This is a genomic window from Sphingobacterium lactis, assembly GCF_011046555.1.
GTDB lineage: Bacteria > Bacteroidota > Bacteroidia > Sphingobacteriales > Sphingobacteriaceae > Sphingobacterium > Sphingobacterium lactis.
This window is the reverse complement of record NZ_CP049246.1, coordinates 550,423-573,958: the sequence shown is the minus strand read 5'-3', so window position 1 is coordinate 573,958 and position 23,536 is coordinate 550,423. Positions and strand designations below refer to the sequence as shown.

The following is a 23,536-nucleotide window of genomic DNA, read 5'->3' as shown; positions in this document are numbered from 1 at the left end:
CAGTCTACTGCTGCTTCATCTTATTTCGAATGGCTCTTTCTACGAGCCATTTGTTGCTTTCGATGAACATGTTGTGCCAGATCATGTTGTAATCAATTTGGCGGTTGAATAATGTTCGTTTCGCATGCTTCAATAGCTTTGTCAGACTATAGGATGCCAGTCCGTTGAAGGGCTTGGCATAGTATGCAGCATGATGCTTTTCCCATTCTTCTACGGCTTTGCTATCCACATAAGCTTCGTAATCCGGGCTATTGAGCAAGTCGTTCAGCACTTGCATGTAATTATCGGAGAAAGTGCGGTCCTGCAACTTTATTAAATCCTTCTCTTTCTGTACGATGTGGATCTGGTACCCTTGAAGTGCCTTATCCGCGAAATCCAATTCCAGCACCGCGCCGGTATTCCATGCAGGGTGATTTGAGGGATAGTCGAAATAGAAATTCCCCAAGCTGTAAAATATCGGTTTTCCTTTATATTCCTCCACACCCTGAACGATATGGGGATGGTGTGCAATAACCATATCGGCACCTTGGTCGATGAGTTCCCGATAGCGTTGTCTCCATTCCGGAATCGGAACATTGAGGAGTTCCACACCGGCATGGACCTGTACGATCAGGATATCCGCTTCTTTGCTATAATTATTGATCTGCTGGTTTACCTGTGGGGCATTGACCCACGCATGTCCGTCCATCCGGTCACCGTTCAGAGCGCCATATCCATTTTCGCCGTAGGCCAGGAAACCATATTTGACACCGTCCAAGTGTTTTAGCGTCATGCCATAGGCTGCATCATCGTTGCTGATGCCTATGACATGCTCAATGCCGATCGCCTCTTCGGTTTTATACATTGCGTCCGCACCATAGTCAAAGATATGGTTGTTCGCTAAGTTATAGAGGTTGAATCCGAGTTCCTTCAGCCACAGTGGAGCTTCAGGACGTTGCGCAACGTGCGGGCCGGTTTTACGGATCGGTTGACCCAATCCCTGTAACGGTGCTTCAAAGTTGCACCCCCGGATCTGCGCGGCTGCCATCAATGCCTGCATGCCCGCATCGAAATGGGGCTGGCTCTGCAGCACGACATCGCCAACAAAAATAAACTTATGCTTGGTGGATTCCGACATGACGTTTCTTTAACAGCGTTTCGATTGGTTTTATCGTAATATACGCAAAATAGGCCTCAAGTAATTCATTCTTCGCACCCAAAAGCTTCAGCACACCCTTCACCTTAGGCGTATGCATTAGCGTCTGGAATATCCGTTCCTTCGTGCCGATGTGCATGATCTTCTGGTTGATCCAATGCAGATAGTCGGGCTGGATGTGCTCGCGCAACAGATCGACAGATAGAGACTCTAGACGCTCATGCAACAGTGCATAATAGTTCAGGCTATTCTGATAGGTATATTTATGCTTCTCTTCTTCAAAAAGGAGATTGTGCTTGCGGAAGAAATCCTGCTGCCAGGCTCGATTTTCTTTTCGCTCGACTGGGAGGTTGAGCATAGCGATCGCGATGTCCTCGTCGATAAAAGGGGAGTATCCTGGATAGGCAATGCGTGCCGGTACGGAAATCAAATACTGCAACATCATCATTTTAGTTCGCATCGCGGTAATGATGCGGTACTCCGGAGAGGCGAGATGTTCCTTTTGGCGATCGAATATCGGTTCGATCAAAGAGGTATAATCTACACCTGTGGCCCGTTTGGAGTCGGCACTCATGCCGTGAGTATACCCCAGCGTACGGTATTCTTTCGGGTTATGGACCATGGGAACTTTGACGGCACCCGCCCAGGCATCACCAATGATACCGCTCAGGAGCTGCATAGGATTCCCGCCCTCTTTCTCTTTGATCTTGTGGTAGAATTCCATGTGATAGGTTCCAGATGCAGCCACTGCCGGGCCAAATTGGGTATACCAATCGTCCATATAGACATTGAAGGTACCCAAGGGAATACGGCTCCATTGCGTGCCCAAACGTTGGGATAGCAAATTCGCATACACCGATTCTCTGGATTCGCCCTGATTTAGGGACGTGCCATAGGTATAGGCATGGATCCTGGATTTATCGTTGATCAAGACATTCATCAACCGGGAATCAAACCCTCCGCTGGTTGGGATGAGGATGTCTTCCTGGAAACCCGCTGCCCATGTATTGACCGCATTTTCGATCTTGCCGAGCACATCATCTTCATGGCTTGTTTTCCCCAACAGATCCAGGGTCCGATCCTTGCCCATTGTGGTGCGGACCTTACCATCGATAATTTCCAGTGTTTCATGGGGCAAGAGGTACCTGACGTATTTAACCGGCGTATGGCCGAATACGGAATAACCATAATCCAAATAAGCGGAAAGGCCGGCAGGATCTATTTCCAGGTTGTTGTAATCAATGACCTCATTGATGTCCTGGCTGTATTTTCCGGTCTTTTCGTGGTAAAATACAGTCTGATAGCCTACCCAATCTCCTTTAATTGCGTCCATTCCTATTTCTTAATGATTTTCTTCCTTACCAATGCCAATACTTCCTGCCAGACATCATTCCCGGTCAGTTGGTTCAAGCCAAGGTATATTCCTGCGAATATAATGGTTTGAACGATGAGAAGTAGTAAATTATGCTGGATCAGGTTGAAATGCAGGGGAAGATAGGCGACGATAGCTGCCAATAAGCTCATCAACAGCGATGGGAATAAATCCTTCAATTGGGATAAGGTATTATAGCCGTAGACTCTTCCGCTCATGATGCTTGCAATAATAAAACAAACTATCCTAACGGATATCTGCCCGTATATGATGGCCAAAAAACCCTGTTGATAGGTTAAGAATAGCAAGAGAATCGCTAAACTGAATTTGATGACTTCCAGGGAGAGGGAGAATTTAGAGCGCCCTTTGATATTGAGGAAGTTGACATTCATGTCGGTAATGGAAATAAACAAACTCCCGAAACAGAGCAGCTGAAAGAACGGCACGGAAGGCAACCAAGTTTCTGTGAGGGCAAAGTCAAATGCAGGTCTTGCGATGCAGATGGCCAATATGCTGACCGGAAAAAGGACAAAGGCCAAGGTAGCCATGGTTTTCCGACAGGCATTCAGGAACCGCGGATAATCGTCTTGTATCGGCGTTAAAGTTGAAAGGGTCGTGCCCTGAATAATTGAGGAAATCAACATGCTGGGTGTTTCTCCCCATTTATTCCCTTGGAAATAATATCCCGCATCTCCAACGGAATAATGCTTTCCGATAAAGGAATAGTAGAATGGAGACAATATTTTTCCCATCATATTGGATATCATAAAGGATACGGAGAATCCAAGGTGATTTCTCAGGGACGCTTTACTAAAGTTGAAACTCATTTTCCAATTTCCCCATAGCCAAAAGAGAACCGACCTGAACAGCGCATACAGAACAGGCTGCAGGATCAGTGCCCAGACACCCATATCCATCAAGGCAAGGGCCACCACGATGAGGCCAGCAAAGAAAATTGCCAATAAATTGACCTTCGCCGTGATGTGAAATTGAAAATTCTTGAGAATCTTAACGTATTGGACGATACCTAGCGACTGTGCTATAATTTGCAGGAATAGCACCCGTGCGTATAGGGCAAGGTTATCAATGCCATTGAAGCGTTCGATATAAGGTGCTGCGAAAAAAAGGACCAGGTAGAAGCCTATACTGACCAACAGATTGAACACGAACATGGTCGAGTAATCGGCTTCGGACACATTTTTTGTACGGACGAGCGAAGTGGCCAGACCACTGTCCACAAATGCGGTTGCAATGGTGGTAAAGATCATCAGGATACTGATTATACCGAAGGCTTCCGGAACGAGTAAGCGTGCGGTAATAATCCCTAAAATGGTTACCACCGCCTGATTCCCAAAACGGTCCAGTGTGTTCCAATAGAGACCCTTGATAGTAATGTTCTTCGTATTCTCGCTCATGTACAGGTTAAACGACAAATTTAGGAAAGATTCTTGTACAGCATAAGAAAAAGAGCATTATACTTAATGCAATACGATATTTACTCATATATTTGATTCTGAATTGATTGATTTTCCAAATTTCATGCTAGCACCAATCGCTTTATTTGTTTACAACAGACCGACCCATACACGTAAAACCCTGTCCGCATTGGAGGCCAATAGCTTAGCGGAGCAGTCGGATATCTATATCTTTTCGGACGGCGCAAAAACGGCACAGGACGTTGATGCCGTAAATCAGGTGCGCTCTATCATTCGTGAGCCCTGGAAATTCAAGCACATCTACATCATCGAGCGTTCGCAGAACAAGGGCTTGGCAAATAGCATCATTGAGGGAGTGACACAGGTGGTCCAGAAGCATGGCAGTATCATCGTGCTGGAGGACGATCTGGAAACTTCGCCGCATGCCCTGCAATATTTTAATGAGGCCTTGGTCCGCTATCAGGATGATCCACGGGTTATGGAAATCTCCGGATATATGTATCCGGTGGAGCAGCCCAAGAAGCTTCCGCAGTCCTTTTTCTTCCGTGTAGCTAACAGCTGGGGCTGGGCAACATGGGCCCGCGCATGGGAGCATTTCAACCCCGATATCGAGGAGTTGACCAAGGATTTTAAAAGACGCGATCACAAAGCATTTTCCATTGATGGTACAGAGAACTTCTGGAAGCAGGTGAAGCAATTTAAGGCCGGCAAAATAAATTCATGGGCAATCCGGTGGTACCTTTCTGTATTCAAACAGAACGGGATGGTGCTCTATCCGCGATATTCCTATATCCAGAATACGGGCACCGATGGATCGGGGACCCATTCAGATGTCGATCAGGTTTACCGGGTTGAACTGGCGCGGAAGCCGGTAAGGAAATTTCCTGCGTTAGTTGAAGAAGATCCAATAGCTTACGAAGCCATCAAGCACTTCTACAAGAACAGAAAAGGTACTTTCTTTGAGCGCCTTGCCCGATTCCTAGAGAAAAAAATCCAACAGCGCAAGATGCGTAGGCTAAAGCCCTGATTTATTTCTCGTCAGCATTTTTGAAAAAGAGGGTTCGTTTGGTTTTTGCGACAAGGTCATATCCCTTCTGCAGCATCAACTGAAATACCTCAGATCTATCCAATTCGATGATCGATAATTCTTCCTCTACCAGGACGAAGGTCGGTCGGTACTTTTTCCAATCGTTGGAGTTCAGCACGATCAGGTCAAATCCTTCCGCATCTACAGAGAGAAAGTCGATTTTCTGCCCTTTCGGTACATGTTTATCCAACACCTCCGCAAGTGGCAGCGTTGGGACAGGAATGGTCTTAACAAGATGGTACTTGGCATTCAGACCATCTCTTTTTTCCGATACTTCCTTGGAGAAGCCATTGAGTGCCGGTTCGTTAAAGCAATAGTAAGTCAGCTCCTGTGGACTGGCACTGATGCCGATGTTCAGGTTGGTGTCCTTGCTACGGAACCACTTGAACCATTTTAAGGCCTCAGGTGAAGGTTCGATATTAATGCCCCGCCAGCCCTTTTTGTAAAAATACATGGTGTTCGAAAAACGGTAGGGGTGGTGAGCGCCTACATCAACATAAAATCCCCGGTAATGCTTCCTCCCTTCATAGAACCCACGCAGCACCATATCCTCGCCTTCCTGCGAGAACGAACGCGCATGGAAGAATTTGTGAATCGGAAAATACTTCAGGATTGTCTTTTTTAAGGTTGACATGCAGTTCGGGTTATAATTCGTTAATATTTTGCTTGAAAGTACGATAAATTTCCAAGCATTAATCTTTAGTCGTGTTTTTTTTAATACCTTTTAACACTTTCAAGCCTCGGGAAATGCCAATTGAATCTCAATTACTAAGCTGTCTTGGAAAATGAAAGCCCCCTTTTGCAAAAAGAGGCCTTCAAAATGAGCTCATGTTCTTTCAATTCTATTCTAAAATTTGCCTATTTTTGTTCTTACTTTACATTACTCATTCAATTGGCGCATGGCTTATCCTAAAGTTTCGATCATTACGATAGTTTACAACAATGTCCGCGATATTGGGCATACCCTGGCTTCGGTAGATTGCCAGACCTATCCAAATATCGAATACATCGTGATCGATGGCGCCTCCACGGATGGCACCATGAAGGTGATCGAGGGGTATCGTGATACCATCAATATCTTGATGTCAGAAAAGGATAAGGGCATATATGATGCGATGAATAAGGGTCTTGCCCTAGCTACTGGAGATTATGTGCTGTTCCTGAATTCCGGTGATGAGCTATATGAGCCGACTACCCTGGAAAAGATATTCAGCAATGATGATCATGCCGATATCTATTACGGTGAAACAAAATTGATCAATGAAGAACGGGAGATTATCGGTGACCGCCGACATAAGACTCCGGAACAATTTGATTGGACTTCCTTCAAGTATGGGATGAATGTATGCCACCAAGCCATCTATATCAAGCGGAGTCTGACCAGCCCCTATGATCTGCAATATAAATTGAGTTCTGATATTGATTGGGTCATCCGTGCGGCACAGAAAGCCAATAAAATAGTGAATGTAAAGGATTATGTGGCCAAATACCTGGTGGGAGGCATGTCGCAGCAGCGCCATAAGCAGAGCTTGAAAGAACGCTACGAAATATTCAAGAAATACTATGGGTTTATCCCTAATTTGATCAACCATGGCGTAATTGCCATGCGCATGATGTTACACCGACTGAAAAATGGCAAAACAAGAGACTAGTCTGTTCAACCCGAATATGTTGGTCGAATTGGCAAACACCCGGATGCCCTTTGGAAAATACCAGGGATATCGGCTTTGTCACCTTCCTGAACCCTATCTTGCTTGGTTCAAGCAAAAGGGATTCCCACCCGGAAAGATGGGCGTTCTACTGGAAACTCTCTATGAAATAAAACTCAATGGTCTGGAGTATCTCCTGATACCATTGATCAAAAAGTGATGAAAGTCAATTTCGGTTAACATCCTTTTTTCTATCTTTGCATCAGAATTTTAACATTAAACGCCGTTTGCAGCGGTATCAATGACTTTATGGCACAATATCAAACATTGCTGTACTACTGTTACAGCCCTATCGAAAACGCAGAGAAATTTGCGGAAGATCACTTAGAATTTTGTAAATCGCTAAACCTTGTCGGCCGTATTATCGTAGCTGATGAAGGTTTGAACGGAACGGTTTCCGGTACTCCGGAGAGCTGTAAAGCCTATATGGAACAGGTACACAGTGACCCTCGTTTCGCAAAGACCGAATTCAAGATCGACAATGTGGATGAGCCTTCGTTTATCAAGATGCATTGCCGGTATAAATCGGAGATTGTCCATTCTGGATTGCGTAATCCGGAGGAGATTGATCCCAACAAGCAGACCGGTAAGCACTTGGAACCGCAGGAATTCCTGGCGATGAAAGATCAGGACGATGTAGTCGTTTTGGACGTGCGTTCAAACTATGAACACAATGTCGGCAGATTTAAAAATGCCGTGACTTTGGATATCGAGAATTTCCGCGAGTTTCCGGAAAAAGTGAAAGAACTGGAACACTTAAAAGGAAAAAAGATCCTAACCTATTGTACAGGCGGTATCAAGTGTGAGAAGGCTTCTGCGCTGTTACTTAAGGAAGGCTTCGAAGAGGTTTATCAATTGCATGGCGGAATTATCAAATACGGTAAAGAAGCTGGCGGTGAAGATTTCGAAGGTGAATGTTATGTCTTTGACAACCGTGTTACAGTGCCTGTCAATTCGGTGAACCCTTCGGTAGTTTCAACTTGCAAGAACTGTGGTAAAGTGACTGCGAAGATGATCAACTGTGCTAATCCGGTATGTAATGAACATTTCACGCAATGTGACGACTGTGGTTGGGAAATGGATGGCTGTTGTTCGGATGCCTGTAAAACACATCCCCGCAAAAGGGAATACGATGGGACAGGGTATTACGTGAAAGTTCCTCAGCCTGTAAACGTGGAAAAAATATCCAAAAGAAAGCATAAGAAATTAGTTAAAAATTAACGCTTTATTAAAATATTTGAAAAAATCCATTTATCTTCCCTTGATAAATGGATTTTTTATTAACCTAATAAATTTAAAGAAATGGATAGTCAAAAGGTCGATATGTTCTTAATGACCAATAACAAGTTTTTTGAATCGTACCACTTGATGGAAATCAAGGACTTGTTGTCCAAAGCTGATGAGAATAAATACACGAACGTTCAGATTCAGCAATACAAGGATCCAACGACAGTTTTGATCGTTTCCATCCTGGCTGGCCACTTTGGAATAGACCGCTTTATGATCGGGGATACCGGTCTGGGCATTGCAAAGTTACTTACCTGTGGTGGTCTGGGAATCTGGACCATTATTGACTGGTTCTTGATCATGGGCGCTACGAAGTCCAAGAATTTTGAAAAAGTAGTCACTGCATTAAGCTATTAATCGATGAGACAGGAAAAGAACAAGCTATACCTGACAACAGCGATAGTTTGTTTCTTTGGCCTTTTGTGGTTGGCACTGGACTATTACAGCGATGCGCATATTGTTGTGTGCCCGGTAAAAGCTGTTACTGGTTATCCATGCCCATCCTGCGGAAGTACAAGGTCCATAACCGCACTGCTGCAGGGCGATTGGAGAGGGGCGATCCTCATCAACCCATTAGGCGTGCTATCGGCCTTGCTGTTTATTGCTATTCTCGCGCTCATGCTGTATGATGGGCTAGCCAAAAAGCGGGTTTACGAAAAGATGTATCGCCGAACGGAGCTTTTCCTACAGCGGCATACCTTAATCAGTAGCGTTTTAGTCGTACTCATTTTACTGAACTGGATATGGAATATCAAGAAAGGGCTATAGCCTTTAATCCCCGAGAGATTACAGAGTCGGAACGCGAATACGCATCCAATAGTTACTTGATGTCGTTATTTGCGCTGTTTGTCGGATTACCGCTGCCCATATTCAATCTTATTGCTACGGTTGCCTTCTATCTGGCCAACAGAAAGGCCCCACAATTCGTGAAATGGCACTGTACCCAAGCACTGATCTCTCAATTTTCTATTTTCTTTTTTAATACTACCGCATTCTGGTGGACCCTGGGAATTATTCTTCAAAAATCAGTTGTCACCAATGCCTACATCGCCTATATGATGTTGGTGGTGGCACTCAATGCCATTGAGATTATCTCGACAATCTATACCTCCATTCAAACCCGGAAGGGCATTCATGTTCGCTGGTTTCTGTTTGCGGACTTAACCGATAATATGATGAAGCGATGAAGATAGCAGGTAAATTCTTTCTTTTGCTGGGTGGGATTGCACTCGCCTATATACTTTTAGCGCAGGTCAATTGGCTCTCGATCTTTAAGGTTGATGAAAATCAACATCGGCTGGAAGAGAAGCTAGGGGAAATGGTATTGGAAAATCTGGAATATTCCCATGACTTTATCGATACCGATAGTATCATGCCAACGCTGGATTCCCTTTTTGTTCCCCTGTTGGATCAAAATCATATCGATGCCAAAGATTACAGGTTATACCTGATGGTGAGCGAAGAGGTGAATGCTTTTGCCCTTCCGGATGATCAAATCGTATTGACCACCGGATTGATTGATTTCTTGGATAGTGCGGATTATGTCTCGGCCATTCTTGCCCATGAAATCGCACACTGTGAAAAGAATCATGTGATGCGCGCCCTCGTTACCAATTTCGGGCTGGATCTCTTGCTGTCCAGTTCGGGAGCTGGAGAGGTGACCAGTTTCCTGACCTCGCAAGCCTTTTCCCGCAAATTGGAAAAAGAAGCTGATGAAACTGCAGTTGATTATCTGCAGCAGACTAAGGTGGATCCAAATAGCTTGGTCAAAGTGATGGAACTATTTGACATATTCTTTGGCTCAGATGACGTGGACAGCTGGGTTTCTTCCCATCCCAATCCTTCGGAACGGAAGGCCTATATCAGAAAGAAATTGGATGGCCAGCAAAGCGGAACGTATAAGAGCCCTATTTCCAGAGAAACATATAAAGCACTAAAGCGCCGCATACAGGATTATCTTGGAGCAGAACCCCAGTAATCTTACCTGTTTCTCCTTCTATTGCCCCTTCTGTCGCTGTCTGAGTCCCCATTATCAGATCCCATTGATCCAAAGCTGCGTAGGTTATAGGTTAAGCTCAACAGAAAATACCGGTTTAGGGTGTTGGATTGGATATCGGTAACAGCGATCTCCGTAATCCGACGGTTGATATTGGTGGCATTATTGAAGAGGTCGAAGCCCCGAAGTGCAATTTCAGCATTCTTGGCCTTCAAGATTTTATAACCCACAAAGGCATTCATTAAGGTCGTCGATGTTCCGCTACTGTTCAACAGGCCATCATTATAGTAATAGGATAGGTCGTAGCCAAAGGTGAGGTCTTTCCATGCCTCAAATGTGGCCTTGTTTCTGAAGTAATGGTTGATGACCTTATAATGCTGTATTTCGGCCTGAGGGTTGTTCGTAAAGTTCATGCTGACGCCATAATCCAATCCTAGTATCACTTTCCTGCTGAAATTACTGGCAATTCCGACCCGTTGATTCAATCCGTAGCCATGGTTGGGTGTCAAGACTTTATTTAATATCGCATACTTGCGGTTGTAGAAAAGCGCGTTGTTGAGGTTCAGGTTGATGCCCCATTTTTTGATCGGTAGGCCATAACTGTTGGTCGAACGTAGGGATATCTCACCGTCCACATTTTCAGGGACGATGTATTGCCCACCAGCACCCAAAATGATGTCATCAAAGAGCGTAATGGTACTGTCCGTGGTCATGGTCGAGTTGATGATCTTATTGTTGATGTACGAAAAGTTAAGGTTGCTGTTGAAGCTTCTGCCGTTCTGCCGATTTACGTCCCGAAACTGAAGGCGCAGGTTGTGGTTATATTCCTGATCCAGGTTGGGATTACCGTTGCGAACCATCAGCTCATTGGAGTTGTCGATATAATCCTGCAATTGGTTAATGCTCGGTGTATTGGTGGCCGTATTGTAATTGAACTCCAGGTTTCGTTGCTTATTGAAAAAATAAACCATGGTCATCTCCGGCAGGAAGCTGCCAAAGTCTGCTTTTGTTTTGAGGTTAATGGGAACGGTCCGGTCATTTATGCGGATACCGTGCTCATAATTCAGCCCAATCTGGAAGCGGAAGGTATCTCTTTTGTTGTAGGAATAGGACAATCCTGCGCTGTGGTGGTTGAAATCATTCCGAAAAGCATTGCTCAGGCGCTCATTCAACTCTTCATATTGCCCCGTTTCTGCCAGGAATTCCATGGTCTTTCGGTCGGAATAATTATTGGTGTTGCGGTACCCATAATTCGCCTGGAAACGGGATAATTTAGTGATATTATGCGTATAGGCCAACTTGGTGTTTATGCCGGAGCCATATCCATTGGTGGTGCTCTCCCGGTCGTTGGTGTCTATCCTGTTCAATACGGCGTCTTGGTAATATTCATTGAACGCCAGCGTTTTTCCCAGCGCTTCGTTGCTGCTTTTATTGGCATTGACGTTGAGGGAGATGGTCTGGCCGGGGTTTTTCAGGCGCCGCATGTACGTGAAGCCTGCACCATAGCTGAAGTTGTTGTTGCTGTTGTTTACCGTTCGGTCGGAATTGTTCAACATCTCGGTGCCGCCCTTAGTCATGCTGCTGATATTAGAGCCGATGCGGTCATTCTTCTGGTAGCTGATGTTTGGTGTAAAGTCCAGCCGGTTTAGGCTGTCGATTTCCCAACGTACCCGGGCATTCACATTGTGGGCCGTATTGCCCACATCGCTGATCTCATGTTGATTCTGGAACTGATTCGCACGACTGCCCATGAGGTATTCAATGTCCGAATACGTGTCCGTAAAGGCGTTCACACTGCGGAACCGATAGTTCCCATTGACCTCCATTTTTTTGTTCAGGAAGGTGTTGCTGTAGTTGGCGCCGGCGGCATAGGTATCGGAAATCCCACCTGTTACATTGTTGTTGCTCCTGCGGCTTCCTCCACCAGCTTGATGGAATTCTGTCTCGTTCAGGTTGTTGGCCATGATGTTGATGCCGATTTTCTGGTCGCCCTTAAAAGCATTCATGGCGGTGCTCAACGTGAATTTATCGCTATCGCCTTTTCCGGCATTCGCTTTACCGAAGTAACCCTTCTTTTTATCCGGTTTGGTCACGATATTGATCACCTTATTGCGCTTACCGTCATCAAATCCGGAAAATCTTGCCTGTTCGCTTTTTTCATCGATGAGCTGGATTTTGTCGATAATGTCGGCAGGAAGGTTCTTGAGTGCAATCTTTGGATCCGTACTGAAGAACTCCTTACCATCCACCAAGATCCGTTTGACCTCTTCCCCATGGGCAGAAACATTGCCGTCCTCATCCACCGTCACACCGGGAACCTGGGAGACCATTTCGTCCGCATCGGCATATTGCCGGGTAGCAAAATTACGGGCATTGAATTCCATGGTATCTCCCTTGATCGCAATGCTCGCAGGCGCTTCGATATTGATTTCTTCGATCAGGATTTCCCCCGGTTCGAGGGAAATCGATAGCAGAGGGTTGTTTTGTTGAACCTTCAGTTTTTCCTCATACTTTTTATAGCCCAATAGGGTAACCTGAACCTGGTAGTCGCCATGGGCAAGTCGATCCACGCTAAATGCTCCTTGATCAACTGATTTAGCAGTGCGGATGGTGGAATCCTGTAGGTTCAGTAATTGAATGGTCGCATCCTGCAACCCGCTGTTTTTTGTCTTGTCGATTACTTTTCCTTGAAGCTGCACCTGGGCGAAAGCATTGTGCCCGATAAAGATGGACAATAACAGGAAAAGGATGTGTTTCATTGGTCGATTTAATTGATTTGTCAATATTACTACAATTCGTTGGTTGCCACTTTATAATCACAAAAAAGATACATTTTTGCCATTCAATCTTGTATTTGATTGCCTTTTCTTTCCAATATCTTGCGCAGGGTTCAACCCGGTCAATTAGGCGCTGTTTTCAAAAAAAAGGATATATTTGTTCCGATATTATAGATGAAAGAAACAACATTCAGTAGAAAGGAAAGAATTTTACAGACAGCCTTGCAATTATTTGCGAGTAAGGGCTATTTGGATACCTCGACGAAGGAGATTGCCTCCAATGCTGGGGTTTCCGAAGCATTGATCTTTAAGCACTTCGGTAATAAGGATGCCCTATTGGCGCATATTGTTAAATCAGGCTATCGTAAAGTGCTGTTGCATCATAAAGGTATGATGACCTATAAGAGTGCAAAGGACTTTTTACGGAATATGGTGCAGTTACCTGGGAAATTGGTTGCGGAAGAGCCCTTGTTCTGGAAACTTCAGGAGCGTCTATCGCACCACAGTTTTTCAAAATCCCAACATGAATTGTTCATTAAGCCTGTTCAGCCCATTATCCAACGTGCTTTTTTAGAACTCGGTTATCCTAATCCGGAACTCGAAACCCAATTTCTTTTGTTGATTATCGATATGCTCTGGAAGAAGGAAGCCTGTGGTGAAATTGAGAATGCTGTTGAGCTGTCCCGTTTGGTTGAGCAAAAATACAACCTCGTGTAATGCGCTTTTGTGCGTGTTCTTGATTTAAATATGCAATATATTTTATAAATCAAGCAAAATTCCCGTATTTCGCATAAACTAATTTGTGATGATTAAAAAACTTTTAGGAATAGTCTTACTGTCCACGGTGCTTGTTACTGCTGGTTTCGCGCAGACAAAAAAGGCTGATTTTGTGACTTTTATCAACCAAAAGCATACATGGGTTGATTCGGTATTTAATACATTGACACCGAAACAACGGATCGCTCAGTTATTTCTGGTTCGTGCGCATACGAATCTTGGACAGAAATACATCGATTCCGTACAACGTGTAATTGAACGGGAACAGTTAGGTGGTCTTGTTGTCTTTCAGGGAGGCCCTGTTCGCCATGCGAATATGTTCAACAAATACCAGAAAGCAAGTAAGGTGCCTTTGTTGATTACCTTTGATGGGGAATGGGGATTGGGCATGCGCATGCCGGATTCGACGATTTCTTTCCCATATCAGATGACCTTGGGTGCTATCCAGAATAATAACATTATCTATGAAATGGGCAGACAGGTTGCACGTGATTTTCAGCGCATAGGCATGCATTTCAATTTTGCTCCCGTTGTTGACATCAATAATAACCCGAAGAACCCCGTGATCAATTTCCGATCGTTTGGTGACGACAAGTTGAAAGTAACGGCCAAGGCCAAAGCCTATATGGATGGTATGGTTCAAGGTGGGATCCTAGCCTCTTTGAAACACTTCCCGGGTCATGGCGATACTGACGTGGATTCACACCACGATCTTCCCCAATTGAAGTTCGATAGAAAACGTTTGGACAGCTTGGAGATCTATCCTTTCCGCCAGTTGATTCAAGCGGGTGCACCATCGGTTATGGTGGCGCATATGAATATTCCGGCATTGGATGCCACGCCAAATATGCCATCTTCCATTTCTAAAAAGGTAGTCACTGACCTATTGCGCAATGAATTGGGCTTCAAGGGGCTGACTGTTACGGATGCGATGGATATGAAAGGGGTGAAGAAGTTTTTTCCGAATGGTGAAGCGGACGTCATGGCCATTGAAGCCGGTCACGATTTACTCGAGGTTTCGGAAAACTCCGGTCGTGCCATTGACCTCATTCAAAAAGCAATCGCTTCAGGAAGAATCAAACAGGCCGACATCGATGCGCGTGTTAAAAAAGTATTGGCAGCAAAACTTTGGGTTGGTCTGGATAAACGCCAAAATGTAAATACGCGGAACCTGATCCAAGACCTCAACACGCCAAGTGCGCAGAGTTTGGTGCAACGCATGGCCGATGCAGCAATCACGTTAGTGAAGTCCGAACGCGGATTGAAACGCTTTGATGTGCGCAGAGGAACTGCAGTTGTCAGCGTGGGTATCGATAAGGCGCAGGATTTTGAAAAAGGGTTAGCCTTGCAATTGACGCAGCATGACCAATATTATGTGAAGGGTAATGAAACCGAGGAACAGTTGGAGGAATTGATCAAGGCAGCACGGGGACATCGTCAGATTGTACTTGTTGTCCATGATAACCGATCTAGACCACGTTCCGAGTTGCATTTCAACGATGCTACCAAGCATTTCATCGACAGGTTGGCCGGTAGAAGAACAGTAACCGTTATGTTTACCAATCCGTATGCCTTGAATTCCGTAGATGTGATGCGCAGTTCATCCATTCTTTTGGGATACCAGAATGATTTCTTTATGCAAAAAGCGGCATTGAAGGCTTTATTGAAACAAATAAAACCAGAGGGGAGATTACCTGTTACGATTTCTAAGGATCTTAAGAATGGTGACGGAATTTAATTCCAAATGTTAAAAAAATAAGAATTGAGCCAGTAATCGATACTGGCTTTTTTTATCGAAAAGAAAGCCTAATTTTGTTATGAATAATTTGTAACATGGCAAAAGAGCAGATTTCTATTTTCGATATGTTTAAGATTGGGATTGGTCCCTCCAGTTCCCATACGTTAGGACCTTGGCGCGCAGCACAACGTTTTGTGGAAGTGCTTGAGAGTAAAGGTGTTTTAGGGGAGGTGAAGGAAATAAAAATCCTGCTGTACGGCTCATTGGCTAAAACGGGTGTCGGTCACGGAACGGATATTGCCGTGCTACTTGGTCTCAGTGGAGATGATCCCGTTACCTTTGATGTCAGCGATGTCGTGCCAAAAGTAGATCGTATAAAAACCAATCAACAGCTGCAATTGGGCGGGAAGAAGGAAATTCCATTTTCCTATACGGATGACCTGTTGTTCCTATATGACCAAAGTTTGCCATTCCACCCGAATGCTGTTACATTTCAAGCTTTCTTAGCGAACGAAACTGCTGTTTCGGAAACCTATTATTCTATTGGTGGTGGTTTCGTGGTGCAGGAAGGAGATACCGAGAGTTTCCTATCGGAGATTGATCTGCCTTTCCCGATAGATACTGCCCAAGAATTGATGGTGGCCTGTATGCGCACGGGTTTGAAAATTTCGGAACTGGTGCTGGAGAATGAATTGTCTTGGCGCCCGGAACAGGAAACCAAGGCAGGTGTGTTACAGATTTTCCAAGCCATTAAAGAATGTATCTATAAAGGTTGCCATACCGAAGGTGTGCTGCCCGGTGGCTTACATGTGGAACGCCGAGCTGCGAAATTAAACAAGCGCATGTTGAAGGGACGTTCCTATACCGACTTTGATTCGTGGGTGGAGGCGATACGTGCTGGTGGACGGGATTTCGGTTATATCCTGGATTGTGTCTCGTGTTTTGCACTTGCTGTAAATGAAGAGAATGCTTCCTTTGGTCGGGTTGTTACGGCGCCAACAAACGGTGCTGCAGGCGTAATTCCTGCCGTACTTCAGTATTACATTGTCTTCCATGATTGTTATAAAGAAGACAAGATTATTCAGTTTATAGCCACTGCTTCGGAAATCGGCTCTATTTTCAAAAAAGGGGCGACAATCTCAGCTGCTATGGGCGGATGTCAGGCAGAAATTGGCGTCTCATCGGCTATGGCCGCCGGCGCGCTGACGGAATGCTTGGGCGGATCCCAGCGCCAAGTATTGATGGCTGCGGAGATCGCGATGGAGCACCATTTAGGCCTCACCTGCGACCCTATAGGCGGTTTGGTGCAAATTCCATGCATCGAAAGAAATACCATGGGCGCTATCAAAGCCATTACCGCTGCCCAATTGGCATTGCAGTCCAACCCGGATAAAGCGAAAGTGAGTTTAGATGCCGTAGTAAGCACAATGTGGGACACTGCACAGGACATGAATATCAAGTATAAGGAGACCGCAGATGGAGGATTGGCAATAAAAGTACCGCTAAGCTTGCCTGAATGTTAGGTTAATTACGAGAAAGTTTTTAATTTGCGTGGCTAACATTTACCTAAGGCATGCATAATTACTTCATATTAACCGATGAGGAACTTTTTGACCTGGTCAAAAAGAATGAAGAGCCTGCGTTCAATGAACTCTATAATCGTTACAAGCGGCCTATGGTCGGTTTGGCACTCAAAAAATTGGATGATGATGACGCGGTCGAGGATATTGTCCACGATCTCTTCATCAAACTTTGGGCAAACAGAGAGAACATCCAGATTACACAACATTTCAAATCCTATATATATCGTGCACTGCGCAATAAGATATTGGATTATTTTGCCCATCAAGTCCATGAACGTAAATACCTAGATTCCCTACGTCTTCATGGGGAAGGGTTTGTCGAAAGTGCAGACCATCAGATCCGTGAAAGGCAGTTCCTGGCAGAGTTGGATCGCCTCATGGACAAATATTCTTCACAAGACCGCATTATTCTCAAAATGCGTATCGACGGCTATTCCAATACGGAAATTGCCGAACATTTGGGCCTTTCTGAAAAAACAATTCGAAACAAATACAGCTTGATTATCAAAGATTTAGGTGGTAAGTTGAAGATTCTTGCACTTTTTTTCTTTTTTTTAGGGACATAACCTTTTTCCACCCGTCTTCACTTTACTTTAACCAAAAAGTGCTCTTCGGAGATTTAGAACCAGCAATTCAATGCATATAGATAACAACATATTGAACCGATACCTTCAAGGGACCTGTTCTACAGAAGAGCAACAACTTGTTGAGCAATGGTATGCCCAATTAGGGGAGGATGTGCTGTTGGATGATAATCGTGTGGAGCAGATCGTGGCGAAACTTGATGCGCGTGTGCCATTGGAGGAAATCGAAGAACCTGTAGTGGACAAGAAGGTCAGAAAACTAACCCATTGGTTGTATGCCGCGGCGGCAGCTGCCATACTATTCGTTTTTGGGCTGTTCTTTTTCCAGCCAGACCAAGTTGCGAACCCAGCCCTTGTTGATGTGAAGGCGCCAAAAGGTGAAAATTCCATTCTTGTTTTTGAGGATAACCGCGAATTGGAATTGGACAACCTGAAGATTGGGGATACTGTAATGGGTGATGGCTACTTGGTCACACGAAATGCAGACGGAGAAATCAGTTATACGGCAACCGATCCGGAAGTCGATGTGATATACAATACAGTTCGTACGAAAGCAGGAGGCATTACCTCTTTGGTCCTAGCGGATGGGTCAAAAGTATGGTTGAATTCCAAGTCGGAAATCCGATATCCGGTTAACTTTAATCCGAATTATCGTGAGGTGGCCTTAAAAGGGGAAGCCTATTTCGAAGTGGAAAAAGCAGCTGAACGTCCTTTTTATGTGCGTTCGGAAGGACATACGATTAAGGTGCTCGGAACACGCTTCAACGTGAACAACCGTCCTGATGGATTTATGTCCACGCTCTTGGAAGGTAAGATTGCCGTGACCAATGAAACGACCAAATTGGGTGATGAAGCGAACATTTCATACCCTGTCGTTCTGAAGCCGAACGAGGCATTCAATGGCCGTCAGGTCACCTACGTTGAAGATGCTCAGAAGGTGTTGGATTGGAAAGAAGGCTATTTCGATCTGACGGGATTGACCATGGAAGAGGCCGCAGAAAAGATGTCCATTTGGTATGATGTCGAGTTCGAAATGGACGGTGATATCAAGAACATGGAGCTCTTTGGAAACATTTCAAAGGATAAGAGTTTGCGGCAGGTGTGTGAGCTATTGAAAGAAATATTACCAGTTACCTATGTTATAGAAGACAATAAAGTTAAACTGAAACACCTAAAAAAATAACCATTATTGAAAATGAAGTATGATTACTATGCTGGGGCTTTCCTAAGTCCCAATGGGATGCGATTGCCCAAAAAATTGATGCTTACTTGCTTGATCTTGATGATATCTTTCTGTGCTAGCGGGGTTTTAATGGCGCAGAAAATCAACTTGAACGAGAAGAACGCAACCATTCAAACGGTGTTGAATAAGATTAAGAAACAGAGTAAGGTGGACATACTCGGGGATATGGGATTGGTGAAGGGTGCAAAGAAGGTCAATATCCAAGTGTCTGAAAAGCCTTTGTCCGATGTGCTCGCTCAACTGAGCAGAGGACAGGATTTTGATCTTATACTTTCCAATAACACCATTCTGATCAAGAATAAGAATGAAGCCCGTGTCATCGCCGGTCAACGGAACACCGCCGGGGTCCAACAAGATACCTACCGCTTGCGCGGAAAGGTGACGGATGCCCATGGCAAGCCATTGGCAGGGGTTACGGTAAAGGTGAATACCTCCAACAATTGGGCTAGTTTCACGTCCCAACAGGGAACATTTGAAATTATTGTTTCCAAAAACTCCGAACTTATATTCTCGATGTTGGGCTATGAATCCCAGGTGGTTAAAGTAAATGGTCGCACGGAAATTAGCATCCGTATGGAGGAAAGCAACAACCAGATTGAAGAAACCGTGGTAACGGGATATAGCACCAAGAGTAAAAATTCTTTTACTGGCGCAAGTACGACCATTACAAGGGAGCAGTTGGAAAAATTCAATAACCGCAATATCTTTTCCATAATCCAAAACTTAGATCCTGCCTTCAAGTTAACAGTGGATAATGCTGCAGGATCCGATCCGAACCGCATTCCAGATATCACTGTTCGTGGTCAGAATATGGTGACGGGGACAGACCGGAATAGGGGAGAAAATCAACGCGGTAGTTATGCGGTAAATACGCCATTGATCATCATGGATGGTTTTCAGATCGATATCGAACGTTTGTATGACTTTGATATGAACAGGATCGAATCCATCACCTTGTTGAAAGATGCCAGTGCAACCGCCCTATATGGTTCGCGTGGTGCAAATGGTGTATTGGTCATTGAAACAAGATTGCCTAAAGATGGAAAATTGACCGTTTCCTATTCCCTACAACCATCGACTGTTGTCGTGGATCTGTCGGATTACAATTTGATGAATGCGAAAGAGAAATTGCAATTTGAGCAGTTGGCAGGCGTATATGCTGATAAACAGCCCGAACGTCAAGAATTATTGAATAACCTCTATTTGGAAAAGTACTTAGCGGCGGAATCAGGTGTAAATACCGATTGGATTTCACAACCGGTACGTTCCACCACGTCCTTCGCCCACTCCCTTCGTCTTGAAGGTGGAACGGGACAGGTGCGTTATAGCATCGATGGAAATTATGGCGACACCAAGGGTGTCATGAAGGGCTCCGACAGAAACCGTGCAGGCGCAGGTTTTACCCTGATGTACCGAATTGCGGATAAGATTACCTTCAGGAATATGGCAAATTTCACCTCCGCCAAAGCCAATAATTCCCCTTACGGTTCCTTTTCACAGTATACCATGATCAATCCCTATTATGCCATTCATGATGCAAACGGAGACCTGATCCGGGAATACAATAAATCGTATTCCGATCTGATGGGTGGAGGACGTGCTCATATTGTGTATAACCCATTGTATGATGCCCAATTGCCGTACGCAAGCAAATCCAACAGCAGCAGTATCAGCAACAATGTCAGCTTGGAATATTATGTCCTGCCGAACTTTAGGATTGCCGCATCGGGTGTGATCACCAAGTCCTACAACAGTGCTGAAAGTTTTACCTCACCTCAGAACTCCTATTTCTTGCTGAATAATGCCCCTGCAAATCAACGTGGTGGATATTCCCATGATTCCGGTGAAGGAATGAATGTTTCCGGTACATTATCGTTGAATTACGGACTCAACTTAGGTAAGCATGTGCTGAATGTATTGGCTGTATCGGAGATCATTTCGCGAAAATCAAAGACAACAGGGTACTCGGTTGTAGGGTTTCTGGACGACAGGTACCTGACCCCGAAAATGGCCAGCCAATATGCTACTGGATCTTTGCCCCGCTATACGGATTTAACAAGCCGTTTACTGGGTAATTTGGTCAATTTAACCTACAATTACGATCAGCGTTTCGTCTTGGAGAGCAATTTCCGCCTGGATGGTTCATCAGCGTTTGGTAAAGAAAAGCGATTTACAAGTTATTGGAGTACAGGTTTGGCGTATAACCTCCATGCTGAAAAATTCATGAAGGATTTCCCTGTTCGCATGTTGCGTATCTTCGGTAACTACGGAATCAGTGGCGCAGACTCCTTCAGCCCAACCATGACCAACACTGCATATTTAGCAGAAGCCAGAAATGGTATCTACTATAAGCAATTGGGATATAACTATGAATCGGAAGGAAACGCGAATTTAAGCTGGCCACAGATCCATTCTTTAAGCGCCGGTATTGACGGTTCAATTCTGGATGACCGCGTGAATATGCGTTTCAATGTGTACCATAAGCGTACGAAAAACATGGTTTCCGAGATTTCCGTTGCTCCTTCCATTGGCTTGGCATTGAACCAATATTTTGAGAACATTGGAGAAGTGACCAATAAGGGGGTGGAAGCCTATGTGAATCTGGAGGTGATACGTAATACGGGATCGGGTTTTTCATGGTTCCTAAACGCCTCAGCAGCGAAGAATACCAATAAACTGACGAAAATTTCAGACGCGTTGCGTAAGCTGAATGAAGACAATAATAAAAAAATGCCAGGGGAGGTGTTCATTCCGCAAACACCATATTTCGAAGAAGGGAAATCCTTAGATAATATCAAAGGTGTACTTTCCTTGGGTATTGACCCAGCCACAGGTAAAGAAATTTTTCAGCGCCGGGATGGTTCATTAACCAATGTATGGGATGCGATGGATATCCAAGTATTGGCAGAGGCCCAGCCTAAATTTGCCGGTAACTTTGGTACCACGCTAAATTATAAGGGATTCTCCATCCAAGCAATATTCAATTATGTCGTTGGGGTTCCAACCTATAATGGAACGTTAGTTTCCAAAATCGAAAATGTGGAACCTCGTTACAATGCAGATCGTCGCGCATTGGAGGAGCGTTGGAAACAGCCGGGAGATATTACCACTTATAAGGGGATAACCGAGAAAACAGCTACACAATTGACCAGCAGGTTTATCCAAGAGGACAACTCCATCAGACTCGGATCCTTAAACTTTAATTATGTGTTCAATGGCGATTGGATGACCAGATTGAAAATCCAACGTGCACGCGTCAACTTTTCCATGAATGATCTATTCCATATCAGCAGCATCCGCATGGAGCGCGGAACGGATTATCCTTTTGCGCGTACCTTCAACTTTGGACTATCTGTTGATTATTAACCTAACAATTATGAAAAAACATATCCTATTATTCCTGTCCATATTTTTACTATGTGGATGTGAGAAATTCTTAGATGTCGCTCCTGATGACCGGGCCTATGAGAAAGATATCTTCCTGGATCAAGATGGATTTACCAAATCATTGACCGGCATATATAAATTCCTGGCACAGGAAAGCCTTTATCAGCAGCACATGAAGTTCAAGACCTTGGATCTTTTGGTGCACTATTGGGAAGCGTATAGCCCAGATGGCGCCGCGGAAGATTTAATGGCGTATAAATATGAAAATTTGGGGGCTAGAATAATCATTGATGGCATCTGGGGAGGCCTTTACAATGCCATCCACCAGGTAAATATCATCATTGATAATCTGCCGAATATTGAGGGAGATCCAAATTATAACCTTATTGCGGGCGAAGCTTATGGTCTGAGAGCCTACTTACACCTCGAAGTATTCAAGTTGTACGGTCCAGTCGTGAAGAAAGAGGGGCTTTCGGCAACTGCAATTCCATATTATGAAAGCAGTGAGAAAAATCCTGTTCGAGCGCTGTCGGCAAAGGAAGTTTTGGCCAAGGTGGAACAAGATCTACAGCAGGCTGCCGTATTTTTTAAGGAAGACCCTATCCAGACTTTGGGAAGGGAAGGCGATGGAAACAATCCAAATGGGAGTACCTATTCTGCCCTATTGGATCGTCGTGGCATACGGATGAACTATTATGCTGTCAAGGCCCTTTTAGCTCGGAAATCCCTGTGGGAGGGCGATCTGCCCAAAGCTTATGAAAGATCCATGGCTGTAATCAATGAACTCAAGGAATCGAAGGCTGTACGATTTATCCAACCTGAAGAAGTCGATCGTCAGAAGAACAAGGACCTACGGTTCACAAGTGATAACATCTTCGCTTTATACGATCGCGCTGCCATGAATGTTTTCACCGCAAACTTTTTGAACAATAATTACGAAGCACTGTATGCACGGAACTTGGAATATATCTACAATGGTGGTACCTCCGATCCGGTAGATATTCGCCTGAAATGGGGGATCAACGGGAGCCATTTCTCCAAATATACGGTGACCGATGATGACCAGAACGAATTAACCTACAATGCGAAAGCTTTTGAAATTCAAATGATCAATTTACCGGAAATGTATTTTACAGCCGCAGAAGCAAAGATCGATACCGACCCAGCAGAATTCCTACGTTTAATGAATGAGTTCCGCAAGAACAGGTCCTTCCGTGAGGATTTGAAATTGGATGGACTGGATCTGCAACAGCTGCTAATCGATGAAGTCCGTCGGGAATATATCGGCGAAGGTTATGTCTTCAGCTTCCTGAAGCGGAAATATTTGCCTATTCCAACAGCTGGGGATGAAATTCCAGCCAGCTTAGGGCTGTATAAATTTCCATTTCCTGTTGATGAAAAATTGTATAACTGATAATGTCGCTA

The 23,536-nt window shown here is 44.6% G+C and carries 20 protein-coding genes; 15 read left to right on the top strand and 5 right to left on the bottom strand.

Annotated elements, in window-relative coordinates:
* Window positions 1–4 precede the first annotated feature (4 nt).
* From G6N79_RS02545 to G6N79_RS02535, 3 genes are read right to left on the bottom strand one after another with little or no spacing between them, the layout of a single operon-like run.
* The gene (locus G6N79_RS02545; RefSeq protein WP_103905030.1) at window positions 5–1,117 is read right to left on the bottom strand and encodes a CapA family protein; all 1,113 of its coding nucleotides are present in this window, start codon (window positions 1,115–1,117) and stop codon (window positions 5–7) included.
* Entirely contained in the window at window positions 1,095–2,468 is a 1,374-nt protein-coding gene (locus G6N79_RS02540) for an asparagine synthetase B family protein (RefSeq protein ID WP_103905029.1), read from the bottom strand. Before G6N79_RS02540 ends, G6N79_RS02545 begins: the two co-directional genes overlap by 23 nt.
* Window positions 2,469–2,470: 2 nt before the next feature.
* A complete protein-coding gene (locus G6N79_RS02535; RefSeq protein WP_103905028.1) occupies window positions 2,471–3,922 on the bottom strand; it encodes a lipopolysaccharide biosynthesis protein in 1,452 nt (483 codons plus the stop codon).
* Between the two features lie 124 nt (window positions 3,923–4,046).
* On the opposite strand from G6N79_RS02535, the gene G6N79_RS02530 reads away from it, so the two are divergent.
* Window positions 4,047–4,970, top strand: coding sequence for a glycosyltransferase (locus tag G6N79_RS02530; protein WP_103905027.1), 924 nt, complete (start codon window positions 4,047–4,049; stop codon window positions 4,968–4,970).
* A gap of 1 nt (window position 4,971) precedes the next feature.
* Here G6N79_RS02530 and G6N79_RS02525 read toward each other — a convergent pair whose 3' ends face one another.
* On the bottom strand, window positions 4,972–5,664 hold the full coding sequence (locus tag G6N79_RS02525; protein WP_200818748.1) for an FkbM family methyltransferase: 693 nt from the start codon (window positions 5,662–5,664) through the stop codon (window positions 4,972–4,974).
* Window positions 5,665–5,929: 265 nt separating this feature from the next.
* Between G6N79_RS02525 and G6N79_RS02520 the strand changes: the two genes are divergently transcribed.
* From G6N79_RS02520 to G6N79_RS02490, 7 genes are all read left to right on the top strand, one after another.
* Complete coding sequence (locus tag G6N79_RS02520; protein ID WP_103905026.1) at window positions 5,930–6,682, top strand: glycosyltransferase family 2 protein; 753 nt, start codon at window positions 5,930–5,932, stop codon at window positions 6,680–6,682.
* Window positions 6,663–6,899, top strand: a complete 237-nt coding sequence (locus G6N79_RS02515) for a DUF3820 family protein (protein ID WP_200818747.1) — start codon at window positions 6,663–6,665, stop codon at window positions 6,897–6,899. The genes G6N79_RS02520 and G6N79_RS02515 overlap by 20 nt, the downstream gene beginning before the upstream one ends.
* Window positions 6,900–6,988: 89 nt before the next feature.
* Window positions 6,989–7,960, top strand: coding sequence for an oxygen-dependent tRNA uridine(34) hydroxylase TrhO (gene trhO / locus G6N79_RS02510; RefSeq protein WP_103905025.1), 972 nt, complete (start codon window positions 6,989–6,991; stop codon window positions 7,958–7,960).
* A gap of 81 nt (window positions 7,961–8,041) precedes the next feature.
* The gene (locus G6N79_RS02505; RefSeq protein ID WP_103905024.1) at window positions 8,042–8,383 is read left to right on the top strand and encodes a TM2 domain-containing protein; all 342 of its coding nucleotides are present in this window, start codon (window positions 8,042–8,044) and stop codon (window positions 8,381–8,383) included.
* Between the two features lie 3 nt (window positions 8,384–8,386).
* Entirely contained in the window at window positions 8,387–8,794 is a 408-nt protein-coding gene (locus tag G6N79_RS02500) for a DUF2752 domain-containing protein (protein ID WP_103905023.1), read from the top strand.
* The gene (locus G6N79_RS02495) at window positions 8,770–9,213 is read left to right on the top strand and encodes a magnetosome magnetite crystal formation protein family (protein WP_103905022.1); all 444 of its coding nucleotides are present in this window, start codon (window positions 8,770–8,772) and stop codon (window positions 9,211–9,213) included. The genes G6N79_RS02500 and G6N79_RS02495 overlap by 25 nt, the downstream gene beginning before the upstream one ends.
* Window positions 9,210–10,004 carry a M48 family metallopeptidase gene (locus G6N79_RS02490; protein ID WP_103905021.1) on the top strand — a complete coding sequence of 265 codons (795 nt, stop codon included), beginning with the start codon at window positions 9,210–9,212 and terminating at the stop codon, window positions 10,002–10,004. The genes G6N79_RS02495 and G6N79_RS02490 overlap by 4 nt, the downstream gene beginning before the upstream one ends.
* Before the next feature lie 2 nt (window positions 10,005–10,006).
* Here the strand turns inward: G6N79_RS02490 and G6N79_RS02485 are convergent, their stop codons facing one another.
* Window positions 10,007–12,781, bottom strand: a complete 2,775-nt coding sequence (locus tag G6N79_RS02485) for a TonB-dependent receptor (RefSeq protein ID WP_103905020.1) — start codon at window positions 12,779–12,781, stop codon at window positions 10,007–10,009.
* Window positions 12,782–12,973: 192 nt separating this feature from the next.
* On the opposite strand from G6N79_RS02485, the gene G6N79_RS02480 reads away from it, so the two are divergent.
* From G6N79_RS02480 to G6N79_RS02450, 7 genes are all read left to right on the top strand, one after another.
* The gene (locus tag G6N79_RS02480; RefSeq protein ID WP_103905019.1) at window positions 12,974–13,516 is read left to right on the top strand and encodes a TetR/AcrR family transcriptional regulator; all 543 of its coding nucleotides are present in this window, start codon (window positions 12,974–12,976) and stop codon (window positions 13,514–13,516) included.
* A gap of 88 nt (window positions 13,517–13,604) precedes the next feature.
* Entirely contained in the window at window positions 13,605–15,314 is a 1,710-nt protein-coding gene (locus G6N79_RS02475) for a glycoside hydrolase family 3 protein (RefSeq protein ID WP_103905018.1), read from the top strand.
* 95 nt (window positions 15,315–15,409) lie between these two features.
* Window positions 15,410–16,837, top strand: coding sequence for an L-serine ammonia-lyase (locus tag G6N79_RS02470; RefSeq protein WP_103905017.1), 1,428 nt, complete (start codon window positions 15,410–15,412; stop codon window positions 16,835–16,837).
* Between the two features lie 50 nt (window positions 16,838–16,887).
* Entirely contained in the window at window positions 16,888–17,463 is a 576-nt protein-coding gene (locus tag G6N79_RS02465; protein ID WP_103905016.1) for an RNA polymerase sigma factor, read from the top strand.
* A 70-nt stretch (window positions 17,464–17,533) separates the two neighbouring features.
* The gene (locus tag G6N79_RS02460; protein WP_103905015.1) at window positions 17,534–18,664 is read left to right on the top strand and encodes a FecR family protein; all 1,131 of its coding nucleotides are present in this window, start codon (window positions 17,534–17,536) and stop codon (window positions 18,662–18,664) included.
* 12 nt (window positions 18,665–18,676) lie between these two features.
* Window positions 18,677–22,090: a SusC/RagA family TonB-linked outer membrane protein gene (locus tag G6N79_RS02455; protein WP_103905014.1), complete on the top strand. Its 3,414-nt coding sequence runs from the start codon at window positions 18,677–18,679 to the stop codon at window positions 22,088–22,090.
* A 10-nt stretch (window positions 22,091–22,100) separates the two neighbouring features.
* The gene (locus G6N79_RS02450) at window positions 22,101–23,525 is read left to right on the top strand and encodes a RagB/SusD family nutrient uptake outer membrane protein (RefSeq protein ID WP_160003608.1); all 1,425 of its coding nucleotides are present in this window, start codon (window positions 22,101–22,103) and stop codon (window positions 23,523–23,525) included.
* The last annotated feature ends 11 nt before the right edge of the window (window positions 23,526–23,536 follow it).